This is a genomic window from Janthinobacterium rivuli (assembly GCF_029690045.1).
GTDB lineage: Bacteria > Pseudomonadota > Gammaproteobacteria > Burkholderiales > Burkholderiaceae_D > Janthinobacterium > Janthinobacterium rivuli.
On sequence record NZ_CP121464.1, the window covers coordinates 783,089 to 798,213 of the forward strand.

The 15,125-nt window shown below is 62.6% G+C and carries 14 protein-coding genes and 1 tRNA gene; 13 read left to right on the forward strand and 2 right to left on the reverse strand.

Translation table 11 applies throughout. The annotated features are described in order from the left end of the window. Window positions 1-12: 12 nt before the first annotated feature. Both P9875_RS03495 and mutM read right to left on the reverse strand, forming a co-directional pair. On the reverse strand, window positions 13-1,914 hold the full coding sequence (locus P9875_RS03495) for a dynamin family protein (protein WP_278317580.1): 1,902 nt from the start codon (window positions 1,912-1,914) through the stop codon (window positions 13-15). A gap of 21 nt (window positions 1,915-1,935) precedes the next feature. Continuing rightward, window positions 1,936-2,772: a bifunctional DNA-formamidopyrimidine glycosylase/DNA-(apurinic or apyrimidinic site) lyase gene (gene mutM, locus P9875_RS03500; RefSeq protein WP_176387703.1), complete on the reverse strand. Its 837-nt coding sequence runs from the start codon at window positions 2,770-2,772 to the stop codon at window positions 1,936-1,938. A 167-nt stretch (window positions 2,773-2,939) separates the two neighbouring features. Here mutM and P9875_RS03505 point away from each other — a divergent pair, with 167 nt between their 5' ends. The 13 genes from P9875_RS03505 to P9875_RS03565 all read left to right on the forward strand — a co-directional run bounded on the left by P9875_RS03505 (window position 2,940) and on the right by P9875_RS03565 (window position 15,058). Next, on the forward strand, window positions 2,940-4,727 hold the full coding sequence (locus tag P9875_RS03505; protein ID WP_278317581.1) for a tetratricopeptide repeat protein: 1,788 nt from the start codon (window positions 2,940-2,942) through the stop codon (window positions 4,725-4,727). 83 nt (window positions 4,728-4,810) lie between these two features. Continuing rightward, window positions 4,811-5,461 carry an outer membrane lipoprotein LolB gene (locus P9875_RS03510; RefSeq protein ID WP_278317582.1) on the forward strand — a complete coding sequence of 217 codons (651 nt, stop codon included), beginning with the start codon at window positions 4,811-4,813 and terminating at the stop codon, window positions 5,459-5,461. Continuing rightward, on the forward strand, window positions 5,458-6,342 hold the full coding sequence (gene ispE, locus P9875_RS03515) for a 4-(cytidine 5'-diphospho)-2-C-methyl-D-erythritol kinase (RefSeq protein WP_278317583.1): 885 nt from the start codon (window positions 5,458-5,460) through the stop codon (window positions 6,340-6,342). The genes P9875_RS03510 and ispE overlap by 4 nt, the downstream gene beginning before the upstream one ends. Before the next feature lie 78 nt (window positions 6,343-6,420). Then, a tRNA-Gln gene (locus P9875_RS03520) sits at window positions 6,421-6,497 on the forward strand. 150 nt (window positions 6,498-6,647) lie between these two features. Further along, on the forward strand, window positions 6,648-7,598 hold the full coding sequence (locus tag P9875_RS03525; RefSeq protein WP_034753270.1) for a ribose-phosphate pyrophosphokinase: 951 nt from the start codon (window positions 6,648-6,650) through the stop codon (window positions 7,596-7,598). Between the two features lie 164 nt (window positions 7,599-7,762). Continuing rightward, window positions 7,763-8,371 carry a 50S ribosomal protein L25/general stress protein Ctc gene (locus P9875_RS03530; protein ID WP_176387707.1) on the forward strand — a complete coding sequence of 203 codons (609 nt, stop codon included), beginning with the start codon at window positions 7,763-7,765 and terminating at the stop codon, window positions 8,369-8,371. Window positions 8,372-8,486: 115 nt separating this feature from the next. Then, a complete protein-coding gene (pth, locus tag P9875_RS03535; protein WP_099401315.1) occupies window positions 8,487-9,071 on the forward strand; it encodes an aminoacyl-tRNA hydrolase in 585 nt (194 codons plus the stop codon). A gap of 214 nt (window positions 9,072-9,285) precedes the next feature. Next, window positions 9,286-10,377: a redox-regulated ATPase YchF gene (gene ychF, locus P9875_RS03540; protein WP_035824073.1), complete on the forward strand. Its 1,092-nt coding sequence runs from the start codon at window positions 9,286-9,288 to the stop codon at window positions 10,375-10,377. Between the two features lie 91 nt (window positions 10,378-10,468). Beyond that, on the forward strand, window positions 10,469-11,407 hold the full coding sequence (locus P9875_RS03545) for a glycosyltransferase family 2 protein (RefSeq protein WP_278317584.1): 939 nt from the start codon (window positions 10,469-10,471) through the stop codon (window positions 11,405-11,407). A gap of 56 nt (window positions 11,408-11,463) precedes the next feature. After that, window positions 11,464-12,012 (forward strand): dTDP-4-dehydrorhamnose 3,5-epimerase family protein, encoded by a 549-nt coding sequence (locus P9875_RS03550; protein WP_278317585.1) that lies wholly within the window; start codon window positions 11,464-11,466, stop codon window positions 12,010-12,012. Window positions 12,013-12,033: 21 nt separating this feature from the next. Next, window positions 12,034-13,446 (forward strand): lipopolysaccharide biosynthesis protein, encoded by a 1,413-nt coding sequence (locus tag P9875_RS03555; protein WP_278317587.1) that lies wholly within the window; start codon window positions 12,034-12,036, stop codon window positions 13,444-13,446. 121 nt (window positions 13,447-13,567) lie between these two features. Further along, on the forward strand, window positions 13,568-14,086 hold the full coding sequence (locus P9875_RS03560) for a sigma-70 family RNA polymerase sigma factor (protein WP_099378628.1): 519 nt from the start codon (window positions 13,568-13,570) through the stop codon (window positions 14,084-14,086). Window positions 14,087-14,098: 12 nt separating this feature from the next. Continuing rightward, window positions 14,099-15,058 carry a FecR domain-containing protein gene (locus P9875_RS03565; RefSeq protein WP_278317588.1) on the forward strand — a complete coding sequence of 320 codons (960 nt, stop codon included), beginning with the start codon at window positions 14,099-14,101 and terminating at the stop codon, window positions 15,056-15,058. The last annotated feature ends 67 nt before the right edge of the window (window positions 15,059-15,125 follow it).

The window sequence follows — 15,125 nt, forward strand, 5'->3', positions numbered from 1 at the left end:
AGTGTTTTTTTGTTAGGTCGCGCTGGCGGCGCGCAGGGCAGCGAGCAATTGCGCTAGCTGCGCCTTGTCGCGTTCGAGCGCCGCCAGGCTCGCCTCGAAGCCGGCGATTTTCTGTTCCAGGCTGCCCGTGGCGTCATGGATGCGCTGGATCGAGGCAAAGCGCAGTTTCAGCTGCTCCTTGTACTCGACGATCTGCGCTTCGAGCGGTGCCATGATGACTTTCAGCCAGGCGCTGGCGTCGTCGTTGGCGTTGGTGAAGCTGCGGCGCACGCGCGAAGCGATAGTGTCGAAGAATTTTTCCATCAGCACGACGCGGCTGGTGGTGAGCAGGGTCGCCGTGCCGAACTGCTTATGGTAGACGGCTTCGATATCGGCGATCTCCTGGCGGTAGCGGGCCAGCGAAAACGGCATCGGCAAGGCCAGCGCCAGGCCATGCTCGGAAGCGAATTTGCGGTACATCACGTTCATCATTTCCGTGATCTCGGACGTCTTGCCTTCCGAGCGGTCCAGGTTGCTGGCGATGCGCTCGAAATACTGGCGCACGGCTTCGCGCAGGCCCGTGAAAAAGCGGCTGCGCTGCATGGCCGCGCGCACGCCATCGATATCGTCGCGCACGATGTCCATGCCCAGGCTTGTATACAGCTCCGTTGACAGGCGGGTAAATACGGCGCGCGTCGCTTGCAGCTTGAACAGGCTGCTGTCGAATTCCTTCTTCTCGATATCGATGCGCCGCATCATGTGCGCGATCACGCTCTGGTTCTTGCCGCGCAGGCTGTGCAGCTCGTGCAGCTGCTCGGCGATGCCGCGCGCGCGGGCCGCCGCCTGCACCTGCTGCGCCGCTTCGATGGCGTCCAGGTCGAATGCCAGCTGGCGCCGGATGATGTCCTTGCGCGCGGGGATCAGCTCCTCGAACAGGGCCGTCTCCAGCGCCTGCAGGCGGCTCTTTTCCAGCAGCGCCGCATCGTGGTTGATCTTGCCCACCAGGGCTTTTTGCGCCGAGACGGGAAACACCTGACTCGCGTCCAGTGTCAACAGATGCGCCACGCTGGCTTGCTGGCGTTCGATCGCTTGCGCCACCTCGGCATCGCCGCGCAATTCGTCCCACATGCTGTCGATCTTGTTGAGCACCACCAGGCGCCCGGCGCCGGCGCCGATATGGTTGCGCCACACCTCGATGTCGCTGCGCGTGACGCCCGTGTCGGCCGCCAGAATGAACAGCACCGCGTGCGCGTTCGGAATCAGGTTCAGTGTCAGTTCCGGTTCCGTGCCGATGGCGTTCAGGCCGGGCGTATCGAGGATGACGAGGCCCTGTTTCAGCAGCGGATGGGGGAAGTTGATGATGGCGTGGCGCCACATGGAGATTTCCACCTGGCCGTCCTCGTCCAGCATGGCGGGGGCATCCGCGTCGTCGGCGTCGTACAGGCCGTAGCGCGCCGCTTCCTCGACGCTGACTTTTTTCGTCAGGCTGACCTGGCGGATGGCGTCCTGCATGTCGTCGCCCGCCTCGATGTTCAGGGGCAGGACGGTCCAGGCGGCGGGCAGGTCGCGGTAGTCGCTGGTAGACAGGTTTTGCGCGCGCGTCTCGATGGGCAGCAGCCGGATCGATGGCGGCCAGGCCGCGTCATACAGCAGCTCGGTGGGACACATGGTGGTGCGGCCCGCGCCCGAGGGCAGGATGCGCTGGCCGTAGCCGGCAAAGAAGATGGCGTTGATCAGCTCGGATTTGCCGCGCGAGAATTCCGCCACGAAGGCGACGGATAAACGGTCGTCGAGCAGGCGGGAACCACAGCGCGCCAGGCGCAGCGCGGAGGCGCCGTCGACCAGGCCCGCCGCGCTGGCGGCTTGCCGGTATGCCTGCAAGGCGGCCTGCACGTCCTGCCGCCATGCGCTGTATTGTTCCAGGTCTCTGACCATCTGCTCCCCTTTACCCATGACTTACTTTTGACAGTTCACGCAGTAAAACGTGGAACGCTGTCCCTGCACGATCTGGCGGATAGGCGCGCCGCAGACGCGGCAGGGCTTGCCCGCGCGGTTGTACGTGAAATACGTCTGCTGGAAGTAGCCGGACTGGCCGTTCACGCCGATGAAGTCGCGCAGGGTGCTGCCGCCCTGCACGATGGCTTCGGCCAGCACGTCGCGGATCGCTTGCGCCAGTTTCTCATAGCGGGCCAGGCCGATGCGCCGGGCTGGCGTCTTCGGGTTGATCCCCGCGCGGAACAGGCTTTCGGAACAATAGATATTGCCCACGCCGACGACAATGTCGCCCGCCATCAGCACCTGCTTGATGTTGGTGCCCTTGTTGCGCGTTTTTTCGAACAGCAGCTGGCCCGTGAAGCCGCCTTCCAGCGGTTCCGTGCCGAGTCCCCGCAGCAGCGCGTGGCCGTCCAGCGGGCCATCGGCCTCGTCGTGCCACAGCACGGCGCCGAAGCGGCGCGGGTCCGTCATGCGCAGCACCTGGCTGCCCCCTTGCGCGTCTTCCACGACAAGGTCGAAATGGTCGTGTTTTTGCGCCTCCGTCCCCGGCGGCAGCACGCGCAAATGACCGGACATGCCCAGGTGGATGATCAGGGTGCCGTGGCGGAAGTGGATCAGCAGGTATTTGCCGCGCCGCCCCGTCAGGCCAATGGTTTGCCCGGACAATTGGTCGCCCAGGGCAGGGGGGAAGGGCCAGCGCAGGCCGTCGCGGCGCAGCACGACGGAGCGCACGGCGCGCCCTTCAAGGTGGGGCGCAACACCGCGCCGTGTGACTTCGACTTCTGGCAATTCTGGCATAGGGCTCGAATAGTGGAAAACCGGGTAAAAAACAGGCGGGTTGCCGGCCGATGGCTGGCCCGGACACGCTGCGCCGCCACGACATATATATTTCGTTACATACGTGAAGTACGCGATAGCCGCGTTGGGCGTAGAATCAAACTTTGCCGTTTAGCCAGGATCCGCCTTTGAAAAACGCTTTCGCCATTGTAACCTTGTCCGCCCTGATGGCCACGCATGCCATGGCACAGACGCCTGTCGCCCCTGCCGATGCCGCGGCCGGCCCCACTGCGGCCGCGCCCACCGCGCCGCAGGAGCCGGACACCTCCAAGGAGGGGGCCGGCGGCGACGGGCTGCCGAAGGTCGAATTGAGCAGCGATTTGCTGTACAAGCTGACCAAGGCTGAAATGGAATTCAAGAGCGGCCAGTGGCAAGGGCCGTACGTGACGATGATGGTGGCGGCGCAGCAGACGCGCGATCCTCGCCTGGCGCGCCGCGCGTCCGAAATGGCGCTGGCCGCCAAGCAGGGCAGCGAAGCGCTGGCGGCCATCCGCCTGTGGCGCGAGCTGGCGCCCGAATCGGATGAGGCGACCCAGTTCTTCCTCGGCTTCGTCGTGTTGACGGACAAGATCGAGGAAGCGGAGCCGATTTTTGCCGAGCGCCTGGCCAATGCGCCAGGGGGCGCGCGCGGCGTGGCCCTGTTCCAGATGCAGCAGATCCTGTCGCGCTCGAATGACAAGCTGTTTGCGTATGCCATGCTTACGCGCCTGGTGCAGCCCTACCTGGACATGTTCGAAGCGCACCTGGTGCTGGCGCAAGGCGCCCTGTCGCTTGGCGAGCGTGAGCGCGCCATCCGTGAAGCGAACAAGGCGCTGGCCATCAAGCCGAATTCCGAACTGGCCGTGCTGACCCTGGCGCAGGTGACGGGCGAACCGGAGGCGGCAAACAAGGTGCTGGCCGCCTTTTTGCAAAAGAATCCGGACGCCGTCGAAGTGCGCGGCGCGTATGCGCGCCTGCTGGTCGAGCAAAAACAGCTGGAGCCGGCGCGCGAGCAGTTCCTGCTGCTGCTGAAAAGCCAGCCCGATAATCTGGGCGGCCTGTATGCGCTCGGCATCGTGGCGCTGCAGCTGGAAGACACCAAGGGCGCGGAGCAGTACTTCAAGCGCTTCCTGGCCGTGCTCGACAAATCTCCTGGCGACGCGCGCGATCCGTTCAAGGCCCTGATGATACTGTCGCAGATCGCCGAGACGCGCGGCGATACGGCCGGCGCCATCGCCTGGCTGGACAAGGTCGACAACAGCGCATCAAGCGGTTATGTCGAGGCGCGCTTGCGCCGCGCCCAGCTGATCGCCCGTGGCGGCAATCTCGATGCGGCGCGCAAGGCGCTGACGGAAATCGAAACGGACGATCCGGCAAGCCAGGCGCAGGTGCTGCTGGTCGACGCGCAATTCCTGCGCGACGCCGGCTACGTGCAAAGCGCGTACACGGTGCTGGAAAACGCCTTGCTGCGCTTCCCCGATAATCCGGAACTGCTGTACGACTACGCCTTGCTGGCCGAGCGCCTGGATAAGCTCGAGCTGATGGAAGCGAGCCTGCGCCGCGTGATGGCGCTGGCGCCCAACAATCAGCATGCCTACAACGCCCTCGGCTACTCGCTGGCCGAGCGGGGCATCCGCTTGCCGGAAGCCCATGCGCTGATCGAAAAAGCCTTGCAGATGGCGCCGGGTGACCCCTTCATCATGGACAGCATGGGTTGGGTACAGTTCCGCATGGGCAACCTGGCCGCCGCGGAAAACGCGCTGCGCCGCGCGTATGCCGTGCGCAGCGATCCGGAAATCGCCGTCCACCTGGGCGAAGTCTTGTGGCAGAAGGGCGACAAGGCCGAAGCGCAAAAGCTGTGGCGCGAAGCGCAAGGCAAGGACCCGAAAAACGACGCGCTGAAAAGTACCCTGGCGCGCTTGAATGTCAGTTTGTGATTGTTAACCCAAGGGCAAAAAACCGGGGTCAGACCCTGCAGGGTCTGACCCCAGCATCTGCCGTTGGGTTTATAAAAGTTACCATGTCAAAAAAACTCCTCCCCCTCACACTCGTCTGCCTGTCCCTCTCGGCCTGCTCGACCCTGACTTCCCCATTCTCGTCCGGCGCCGCGCCCTCCGGTAAAACCGTCGCTGCTTACCGCGAACAGGTCGAGCTGACGGGCCGCCTGAACGTCGTGTACCAGAAAGATGACAAGCCTGAATCGGCCACCGTCAATTTCAACTGGCAGCAGACGGCGCAGCGCACGGACGTGACCTTGTATTCGCCCGTCGGCAGCACCCTGGCGACGATCGCCGTCACGCCGCAGCAGGCCGTGTTGACGCAAAGCGGCAAGGCGCCGCGCAGCGCGCCCGATGTCGATACCCTGAGCGCGCAGATGCTGGGCTGGTCCTTGCCCGTGTCGGGCTTGCGCGACTGGCTGCAGGGCTATGCCGTGGGCGCCGATGGCAAGCGTTTCGCCGCTTCGCCGGCCAACGACAGCGTGACGACCAAAGACGGCTGGCGCCTGCGCTATGTGTCGTGGCAAGAAGTAGGGCAAAATGCGGCCGACAATACACCGGGCGCCTTGCCCCAACCGCGGCGTATCGATGCCGAACGCAATGCCAGCGCCCAGGCCGATGCCGTGTCGCTGCGCATCGTGCTCGATCCCGCTCCATCGGCTCAAGCACAATGACGTTGACTACCCTGAATAACTGCCCGGCGCCGGCCAAACTGAATTTATTTCTGCACGTCAACGGCCGCCGCGCCGATGGCTACCATCTGCTGCAGACGGTGTTCCAGCTGCTCGACCATGGCGACACCTTGCATTTCACGCTGCGCGACGACACGGCGATCCGCCGCGTGACGGAACTGGCCGGCGTGCCGCAAGAGCAGGACCTGATCATCCGCGCCGCGAAATTGCTGCAGGCGGAAGTGTTGCGCCGCACGGGCGCCTTGCCGCGCGGCGTCGATATCGCCATCGACAAGGTGCTGCCCATGGGCGGCGGGCTAGGCGGTGGTTCGTCCGACGCGGCCACGACCCTGATGGCCTTGAACCGCCTGTGGCAGGCGGGTTTGACGCGCGAGGAATTGATGGTGCTGGGCTTGCCGCTGGGCGCCGATATCCCGTTTTTCATTTTTGGCGAAAATGCCTTTGCCGAAGGCGTGGGCGAAGCCCTGCAGCCCGTCGCCACGCCGGAATGCTGGTATGTCGTGATCGAGCCGGGCGTGCAAGTGCCGACCGCCGCAATTTTTTGCGCGGAAGGCTTGACGAGAAATACCGAACCCGTCACAATAGCGGACTTTTCCAGGTACCTCGCAGAAGGAAACGATGCGGGCGGGTTTGGTAAGAATGATTTACAGCAAGTGGCATGCAGTCTTTTCAAGCCGGTAGCAGATGCGGTAGAATGGCTGGGTGCTTACGGTGAGGCCAGGATGACTGGTTCCGGTGCTTGTGTGTTTAGTGCGTTTGATAGTCAGGAAGAAGCGGATGCGGTGCTCAGCAATGTGCCACCAGTCTGGATCGCCTGGAAGGCAAAAGCGCTGAATCGCCACCCGATGCTCACGATGTTGTAGAGAGCAAAAAAAGAATTTGCTTAGCGTCAAATAGTCGGTATAATACTGGCCAACATGACGGCAAGCAGTCAGTAACGTAGGGGAATCGCCAAGCTGGTTAAGGCACTGGATTTTGATTCCAGCATGCGAAGGTTCGAATCCTTCTTCCCCTGCCACCATTTCACCGTAGTCTGTCGATGCGAAGTTAGCGTCCAGTACGGGAAAAAGCAGATATGTCGCCACGCGGCATATTCTAAACAATGACTGACCGGGCCTATGCCCGGTTAGTGCTTTTCAAGACTTCTATATCACCTCTTGGGACTCCCATGGCTTACGAAAACCTGATGGTTTTTACCGGCAACGCGAATCCAGCGTTGGCAGAGGGGGTCGCAAAAAACCTCGGCATCCCTCTCGGTAAAGCAAACGTTTCGAAATTCTCCGACGGCGAAGTAATGGTCGAGATTAACGAAAACGTGCGCGGCAAGGATGTTTTTGTTTTGCAATCCACCTGTGCTCCAACCAACGACAGCCTGATGGAAATCATGCTGATGGTTGATGCCTTGAAACGTGCTTCCGCTGGCCGCATCACCGCCGCGATTCCTTACTTCGGCTACGCCCGCCAAGACCGTCGTCCCCGCTCCGCGCGTGTGGCGATTTCGGCCAAGGTGGTGGCGAACATGCTGGAAGAAGCCGGTGTCGAGCGCGTCCTGATCATGGACTTGCACGCTGACCAGATTCAAGGTTTCTTCGATATCCCAGTCGACAATATTTACGCTTCGCCAATTTTGCTGGGTGACCTGCAAAAGAAAAACTACCAGGATCTGCTGGTGGTGTCGCCGGACGTTGGCGGTGTGGTACGTGCGCGCGCCCTGGCAAAACGCCTGGGCTGCGACCTGGCCATCATCGACAAGCGTCGTCCAAAAGCGAACGTGTCCGAAGTGATGAACATCATCGGTGAAGTCGAAGGCCGCAACTGCGTGATCATGGATGACATGGTCGACACGGCAGGCACCTTGACCAAGGCTGCCGAAGTGCTCAAAGAGCGCGGCGCGAAAAAAGTCGTGGCGTATTGCACGCACGCGGTGCTGTCGGGCCCGGCGATCGACCGTATTTCGGCCTCGCCACTCGATGAGCTGGTCGTGACCGATACGATCCCCCTGTCCGAAGCGGCCCTGGCCTGTGGCAAGATCCGTCAATTGACGTGCGCGCCGCTGCTGGCCGAGACGTTCAAGCGCATCATCAAGGGTGATTCGGTTATTTCCCTGTTTATCGATTAATTCGATAATAGAAACAGACGTAATGCCTGCGGCGCGACCGGCTTTTTGCCTGTTGCGCCGCAGTGTTTTAGTTTTCGGGGTGTTTTGCACCCATTTTCGAGGATTCCTGGTCGCGGGAGTCTTCATAACACAAGGCGCAAGCCTTGTTCTTCTTGGAGTTTCACATGAAAGTTATCGCATTTAAACGCGAATTGCAAGGTTCCGGAGCGAGCCGCCGCCTGCGCATTTCCGGCCAAACCCCTGGTATCGTCTACGGTGGCGCTGAAGCCCCTGTGCTGATCTCGCTGGATCACAACGCCCTGTACCACGCGTTGAAAAAAGAAGTGTTCCACTCGTCGATCCTGGATCTGGAAATCGACGGCGTTTCCCAGCAAGTTCTGTTGCGCGACTTCCAAGTCCACGCATACAAACAACTGGTTCTGCACGCTGACTTCCAGCGCGTTGACGCATCGCAGCCTATCCACGTGAAAGTGGCTCTGCACTTCATCAACGCTGACGTTTCCCCGGCAGTCAAACTGCACGGCGCGACCATCAGCCACGTTGCCAACGAAATCGAAGTCGCTTGCCTGCCAGGCAAACTGCCAGAATTCATCAACGTTGACCTGTCGAACATCGACGTCGGTCACTCGCTGCACGTAGGCGACCTGGTCCTGCCAGCTGGCGTGACCGTTGTCACCCACGGCGCCAACCTGACCATCGCTACCGCTTCGGTACCGGCTGGCCACGTTGCTGCTGAAGCCGCTGCTGCTGAAGTTGTTGCTGACAAGAAGTAATTCTGCCGCCGCAGCAATGCGGTAGTCGCAAGGAAAAACCCGCCAGGTTCGCCGCGCGGGTTTTTTTCCGTCCGTTTTCACCGATAATGCTTTCTTTTACATTGCAGACACAGCCATGCCCATACGCCTGATCGTCGGCCTCGGCAACCCGGGACCCGAATACGAACAAACCCGCCACAATGCCGGCTTCTGGCTGGTGGACAATCTTGCCAACAGCTTGCCCGGCACGCGCTTGCAGCGCGATTCGCGCTACAACGCCATGCTGGCCAAGACTTCCATCGGCGGCAAGGAAGTCTGGCTGCTCGAACCGCTGACGTTCATGAATCGCTCGGGCCAGTCCGTGGGCGCGCTGGCGCGCTTCTTCAAGATCGCCGCCGAGGAAGTGCTCGTCGTGCACGACGAGCTCGACTTGATGCCCGGCATCGCGCGCCTGAAGAAGGGCGGCTCGGCCGGCGGCCACAATGGCTTGAAGGACATCACGGCCGCGCTGGGCACGCAGGATTACTGGCGCTTGCGCCTGGGCATCGGCCATCCGCGCACCCTGAGCCTGCAGCAGCAGGTGGCCGACTTCGTGCTGCACCGCCCGCGCCGCGAAGACCAGGAGCTGATCGAGCAGGCGATAGAAAAATCCTTGCAGGTGATGCCGCAGATCGTCGAGGGCAAGTTCGAGGCGGCGACCATGAAGCTGCATACGGCCTGAGAACAGGGCCTGATGGCGTCACGATACGGCTGTTTTGGCGTCATTTGCCCATCATCGGGCTTTTGAAGCGCGCGCGACACGGGTACAATTGACCCCTTGAAATGCAGCACACGCACTATCCCCGGAAAAGGGCGAAGAATCGCCCGTTTTCCCTAACAGCACGGCAAGCACGCCGATAGACGGCGCCATGTGCTTTGATTATTAAAGGTTTTCCATGAGTCTCCAATGCGGTATCGTCGGCTTGCCGAACGTCGGCAAGTCCACCCTGTTCAATGCACTGACGAAAGCCGGCATCCCGGCTGAAAACTATCCGTTCTGCACCATCGAGCCGAACGTCGGCGTCGTCGAAGTGCCGGATCCGCGCATGGATGCGCTGGCCGCCATCGTCAAGCCGGAACGCATGGTCAACGCCATCGTGGAATTCGTCGACATCGCCGGCCTGGTGGCCGGTGCATCGAAGGGCGAGGGCCTGGGCAACCAGTTCCTGTCGCACATCCGCGAAACGGACGCCATCGTCAACGTCGTGCGCTGCTTCGAAGATGACAACGTCATCCACGTGGCCGGCAAGATCAACCCGCTCGACGATATCGAAGTCATCCAGACCGAACTGGCGCTGGCCGACATGGGCACCGTGGAAAAAGCCATCCACCGCGAAAACAAGAAAGCCCGCTCGGGCGACAAGGATGCGGCCAAGCTGCTGGCCATCATGGAACGCATGATGCCTTACCTGAACGATGCGAAACCCGTGCGCGCCATGGGCCTGGACGCCGACGAAATGGAACTGATCAAGCCGCTGTGCCTGATTACGGCCAAGCCAGCCATGTTCGTGGCCAACGTGTCCGATTCGGGCTTCACGAATAACCCGCTGCTGGACCAGCTGACGGCCTACGCGCAAGCGCAAAACGCGCCTATCGTCGCCATCTGCGCCGCGCTGGAAGCGGAAATCGCCGACCTGGACGATGCCGACAAGGGCGCTTTCCTGGCCGACATGGGCATGGAAGAGCCTGGTCTGGACCGCCTGATCCGCGCCGGCTACAAGCTGCTGGGCCTGCAAACCTACTTCACGGCAGGCGTGAAGGAAGTGCGCGCCTGGACCGTTCCCGTGGGCGCCACGGCGCCGCAAGCGGCCGGCGTGATCCACACCGACTTCGAACGCGGCTTCATCCGCGCGCAAACCATCGCCTATGACGACTTCATCGCCTACAAGGGCGAAGCGGGCGCCAAGGAAGCGGGCAAGATGCGCGCCGAGGGCAAGGAATACGTCGTCAAGGATGGCGACGTGCTGAACTTCCTGTTCAACGTCTGACGAACGCGGTTGCTGGCCCATGCCGGCAACTGCTATCAGTCCATTGCGAAATGCCGCTCAATAACCTGGGCGGCATTTTTTTGTCCGTGATTTGAAAAGGCTTGCCATGCAGTCAGAGAAGCAACCGCTCGTTTCCATTGTCATGGCCACGTATAACCGGAGCAATATCCTCGGGTATGCGATTCAATCGCTACTCGCCAGCACCGTGCAGGATTGGGAGCTGATTGTCGTCGGCGATTGCTGCACCGACGATACCGCCGAGGTGGTCGCCGCGTTCGGCGACGCGCGCATCCGCTTTGTGAATCTGGAAAGCAATTACGGCGAGCAGACGGGGCCCAACAATGTCGGCGTCAGCCTGGCGCGCGGCACCTATCTGGCATTCCTGAACCACGATGACCTGTGGTTGCCCGATCATTTGCAAAGCAGTATCGATCTTCTCGAACGCACTGGAGTCGACCTGGTCTTTGGCCAGGGACTGGTGGTTTTGCCGGTCGGATATCACATGGTGGGGGCGCTGGCGGATGGCGTGCAAGCGTACCGTCCGTGGATGGACGTACCCGCTACTCTGTGGGTCATGCGGCGTGAGCTGGCCCTGCAGATCGGCCCATGGCAGCCATCATGGGAAGTGCGCTGCTGGCCGTCGCAAGCGTGGTTGCACCGCGTGTATCGCGCGGGGCGGGCGATGCTGGCCCATCCCCGCATCGGCGCCATCCTGATACAGTCTGGCAGCCGCAGCAATGCCTACCTGAACCGGCAGCACAGCGAGCATGCGTTCTGGTGGGCGCACATGCAAGATCCGCTCAATATTTTGCAGGCTGTCACCACGCTGTATGGCAAAGTGGGGCGTGAGCGGCTGATTGCGCCGCTACAGTCGGCCATGACGACCGCGAAAGCCTTGTCGCGCCGTCTTTGTTATATGTTGGGACTATGGCCGCCGTATCCCGGTTTCTGGCTCCGGTATTGGCGCAAAGGCACATTTTTACGTGAATTGCGCCGCCGCCGGGGATTGAAGGACATGCCGCGGCGATAGATAATACGATGGCAATACATAAGAGCATTTTTATACAATTTCTGGGGGTAGATCTGGTGGCGGAGAAAGATAACTGGTTGTTGGCTGGCGCGAAGCAGGATGGCGAAAGCATTACCAAGGAATGGAAGCCGACGGCGCCTGCCTTGATCGATGGCGTGATCTTTCAGGAAATCAAGCCTGTCTTGACGGCGTACGGCAGCCTGACTGAAATTTTCCGTACTGAATGGGTGCCTGGTGCGGCGCAGATCGGCCAGATATTTGCCTCGACCCTGGAGCCGGGCGGACTGAGCGCCTGGCATGCGCATGCCATCACGACGGACCGCCTGTTTGTGGCGGCGGGCCAGATGCGCGTGGTGCTGTACGACGCGCGCGCGGATTCGCCCACCTTTGGCATGCTCAACGAATTCAAGCTGGGCACCAGGCGTCCCGGCCTGCTCGTCGTGCCGCCCCGTGTCTGGCATGGCGTGCAGAATTACTGCGGCACACCGGCCATCCTCGTCAATGCGGTGGACCATGCGTATCGCTATGATGCGCCGGATCACTGGCGCGTGCCGGCCGATTCGGACACGGTGCCGTATCGTTTTTCCAACGACAGGCATGGCTGAGATGCCCGGCCCGGCTGAACGATGCGCCTGAACCGTCTCGCGGGTTTTTCAGCCGGCCCCATCTTGTCGCTGCTGTGCAGCCTTGCCACCGTGCCTGCCGTGGCCTGGCTGTTTCCGCCTGCCGACATCGGCAAGCTGGATTTCTTCATGACCGCGTGCACGGTGGCCGGTTTGCTGCTGTCGCTGGGGCTGGATAAGGCTTTCCTGCATGAATACCATTACAGCACGAGCCGTAGCGGCTTGCTGAAAGCGTGCCTGCTGCCGGCCGTGCTGCTCGCGCCCGTGGCGCTGGCCGTGATACTCGTGTTTGCCGCGCCGGTAGCGCAGCTGTTGTTCGATGCGGCGCAGCCTGCATTGGCCGTCCTGTTCGCTGCCGGCATGCTGAGCGCCGTGGCTAATCGCCTGATCGCGCAGCTTTTCCGCATGCAGGAGCGCGCGTGGGTATTCAGCATGGCGCAGGTTTTGCCGAAAATCTCGCTGCTGTTGCTGCTCCCTGTGCTGTGGTGGGATCCGCAGCGCAATTTCGTGCACTTGGCAAGCCTGGTCGTGGCCACCACCTGGCTGGTCACGCTATGGCTGTTGTGGCATGCGCGCGTATCGTTGGCGCAAGCCTGGGCCGCCGCCGTGGACCGGGTGCTGCTGCGGCGCCTGCTTTCCGAGGCGGCACCCCTGCTGGTGAGCGCCATAGGCTACCTGTCCATGTTGTCGGCCGGCATGGGCTTGCTGCGCATTTTTGCCGGCTTTGACGAGCTCGGTATTTATGCGCTGGCCACGCGCGTGGCCGCCGGCGCCTGGCTGGTGCAGTCGATTTTTACGATTGTCTGGATACCGCAAGTACACAAATGGGCCGCCGCCGGCGGCGACCTGTCGAATATCGCGGCCATTTGCCGCCATGCGCAAGCCGTCGTGGTGGTGGGTTTTTGCCTGGCGGGCGCCCTGGCCTGGCTGATCGGATGGGTCTTGCCTTCCAACTATCATGGCGTCGCGTATCTGGCGGTAGCCACCGTGGGCCAGCCGCTGTTGTATGCGCTGGCGGAAGTGAGCGGCGTCGGCATCAGTCTGGCCCGTCGTCCCTCCTTATCCATCGCCGCTTTCGCGGCAGGCTTGCTGGGCACCTTGCTGGCGGGCGCCGTGCTGGTGCCGCGCTGTGGCGCCACGGGCGCCGCCGTCTCGCAGCTGCTGGGTTTCCTCGTGTATTTTGTCGTCAAGACGGAACTGGGCATGCGCCTCTGGCGTCCGCTGCCGCGCCGTTCGCTGTACCTGAGCGCCTGCCTGCTGTCGCTGCTGGCGGTGGGCCACGCGTTTTTTGCCCAGCGCCTTGGGGTGCTTGCTCCGCTGGCGTGGGGCGTGCTGCTGGTGGCCGCACTGTACGTCTGCCGGCCTTCGCTGCGGGCCGCGTTCAGGCTGCTCAAGCCCGTCCGGCAGCAGGGCTGACAGCGTTTGCCGCCCGTCGCCGTATTGCGCTTTACTGACCACTCCGCGTACAATGAGAATAATTCTCATTTATAATCCGATGCGCCTGTTCTTGCCGGCCGTTGGCGACAGGAAGGGTATCGTGAGCACCGCCGAGTTAGCGCTTCAGCAGCAAGTCAGCAGTCTGTACACCGACCACCATCACTGGCTGCGTGGCTTGCTGCGCCGTAAACTCGGCAATGCCTTCGATGCGGCCGACCTGGCGCACGACGTGTACCTGCACCTGATGAAGACGGGCAGGGTGCCGCCGGCCGGGGAGTCGCGCCGCCACCTGACGCAGATCGCCAATGGCATGGTCATCGACCTGTACCGCCGCCGCCAGATCGAAACGGCCTACCTGGAAGTGCTGGCCCTGGTGCCCGAAGCGTTGGCGCCGTCCGAGGAAGAGCGCGCGCTGGTGATCGAGGCGCTGACGGAAATCGATGCCGTGCTGCACCAGCTGCCCGCCAAGGCGCGCAAGGCCTTGCTGCTGTGCAAACTCGATGGCCTGAGCTACCGTGACATCGCCGCCGAACTGCAGGTGTCCGTTTCGTCCGTCGAAAAATACATCGCCGCCGGTTTGCTGGCCTGCTACCAGGCCATGCACGCCCAGGTAGCCTGAGCCATGGAGGTGGTGATTGCACCGGCTATCGTGCAGCAGGCGGCCCAGTGGATGGCGCGCCTGTGGTCCGATGACGCCAGCGACGCGGACCGGGATGCCTGTGCCCGCTGGTGCGCCGCCCATCCGCACCACGCCATTGCCTGGCAGCGTTTGCAGGCGTTCGAGGGCAAGCTGCACAGCGTGCCACGCGACGCGGCCCGGCACGCGCTGCGCGAACCGGCGCCGGCCGCCTACCTGAACCGCCGCCGTGCCCTGAAGCTGCTGGCCGTGCTGTTGCCCGTGGGCGGCATGGCGTACCTGCTGCGCGGCACGGATGCCTGGCAAGTGGCCGCGGCCAGCCACGGCACCGGCACGGGCGAGATCCGCGAGGTGACCCTGCCTGACGGCACGCGCGTGATGCTCGCTTCCGCTTCCGCCATCGATGTGCGCTTCGACGCCAGCGAGCGCTTGCTGATCCTGCGCAGCGGCGAAATCCTCGTCACCACGGCGCGCGATCCCGACCCGGCGCAGCGGCCTTTCCGCGTGCAGGGCCGTCATGGCACGGTGCAGGCGCTGGGCACGCGTTTTACCTTGCGGCAAGACGAATACACGTCGCGCGTGGCCGTCTTCGAAGGCGCCGTCGAGGTGCGCCTCGCGCATGCGCCCGGCCATCCCGTGCGCATCGACACGGGCCAGGGCGCGATCTACTCGGCGGACATCGTGCAGTCTGGCGCACCCGCGTCCGCCAGCGCGGCGGCCTGGACCAAGGGCGTGCTGGTGGCCGACAACATGCGCCTCGATGAGCTGCTTGCGGAACTGGCCCGCTACCGTCCCGGCCTGCTGCGCTGCGACCCGGCCGTGGCCAGCCTGAGCGTCAACGGCGTGTTTTCCCTGCGCGACACGGACCGCGCGCTGCACAACCTGGCGCTGGCCTTGCCCGTGCAAATCGTCGCGCGTACGCGCTACTGGGTGACCGTCCAGGCTTCCGCCTGACTATTTCGCGGGCCTGATTGAGGGTTTCGCATTCTCGTTCGGGATATAGGGTGAGAGCCACCCTTAT

What these genes read in the sequence shown, in the direction of transcription:
- P9875_RS03495 (WP_278317580.1), bottom strand. Translation starts at nt 1,914, where the DNA reads ATGGTCAGAGACCTGGAACAATACAGCGCATGGCGGCAGGACGTGCAG.
- mutM (WP_176387703.1), bottom strand. Translation starts at nt 2,772, where the DNA reads ATGCCAGAATTGCCAGAAGTCGAAGTCACACGGCGCGGTGTTGCGCCC.
- P9875_RS03510 (WP_278317582.1), top strand. Translation starts at nt 4,811, where the DNA reads ATGTCAAAAAAACTCCTCCCCCTCACACTCGTCTGCCTGTCCCTCTCG.
- ispE (WP_278317583.1), top strand. Translation starts at nt 5,458, where the DNA reads ATGACGTTGACTACCCTGAATAACTGCCCGGCGCCGGCCAAACTGAAT.
- P9875_RS03525 (WP_034753270.1), top strand. Translation starts at nt 6,648, where the DNA reads ATGGCTTACGAAAACCTGATGGTTTTTACCGGCAACGCGAATCCAGCG.
- P9875_RS03530 (WP_176387707.1), top strand. Translation starts at nt 7,763, where the DNA reads ATGAAAGTTATCGCATTTAAACGCGAATTGCAAGGTTCCGGAGCGAGC.
- pth (WP_099401315.1), top strand. Translation starts at nt 8,487, where the DNA reads ATGCCCATACGCCTGATCGTCGGCCTCGGCAACCCGGGACCCGAATAC.
- ychF (WP_035824073.1), top strand. Translation starts at nt 9,286, where the DNA reads ATGAGTCTCCAATGCGGTATCGTCGGCTTGCCGAACGTCGGCAAGTCC.
- P9875_RS03555 (WP_278317587.1), top strand. Translation starts at nt 12,034, where the DNA reads ATGCGCCTGAACCGTCTCGCGGGTTTTTCAGCCGGCCCCATCTTGTCG.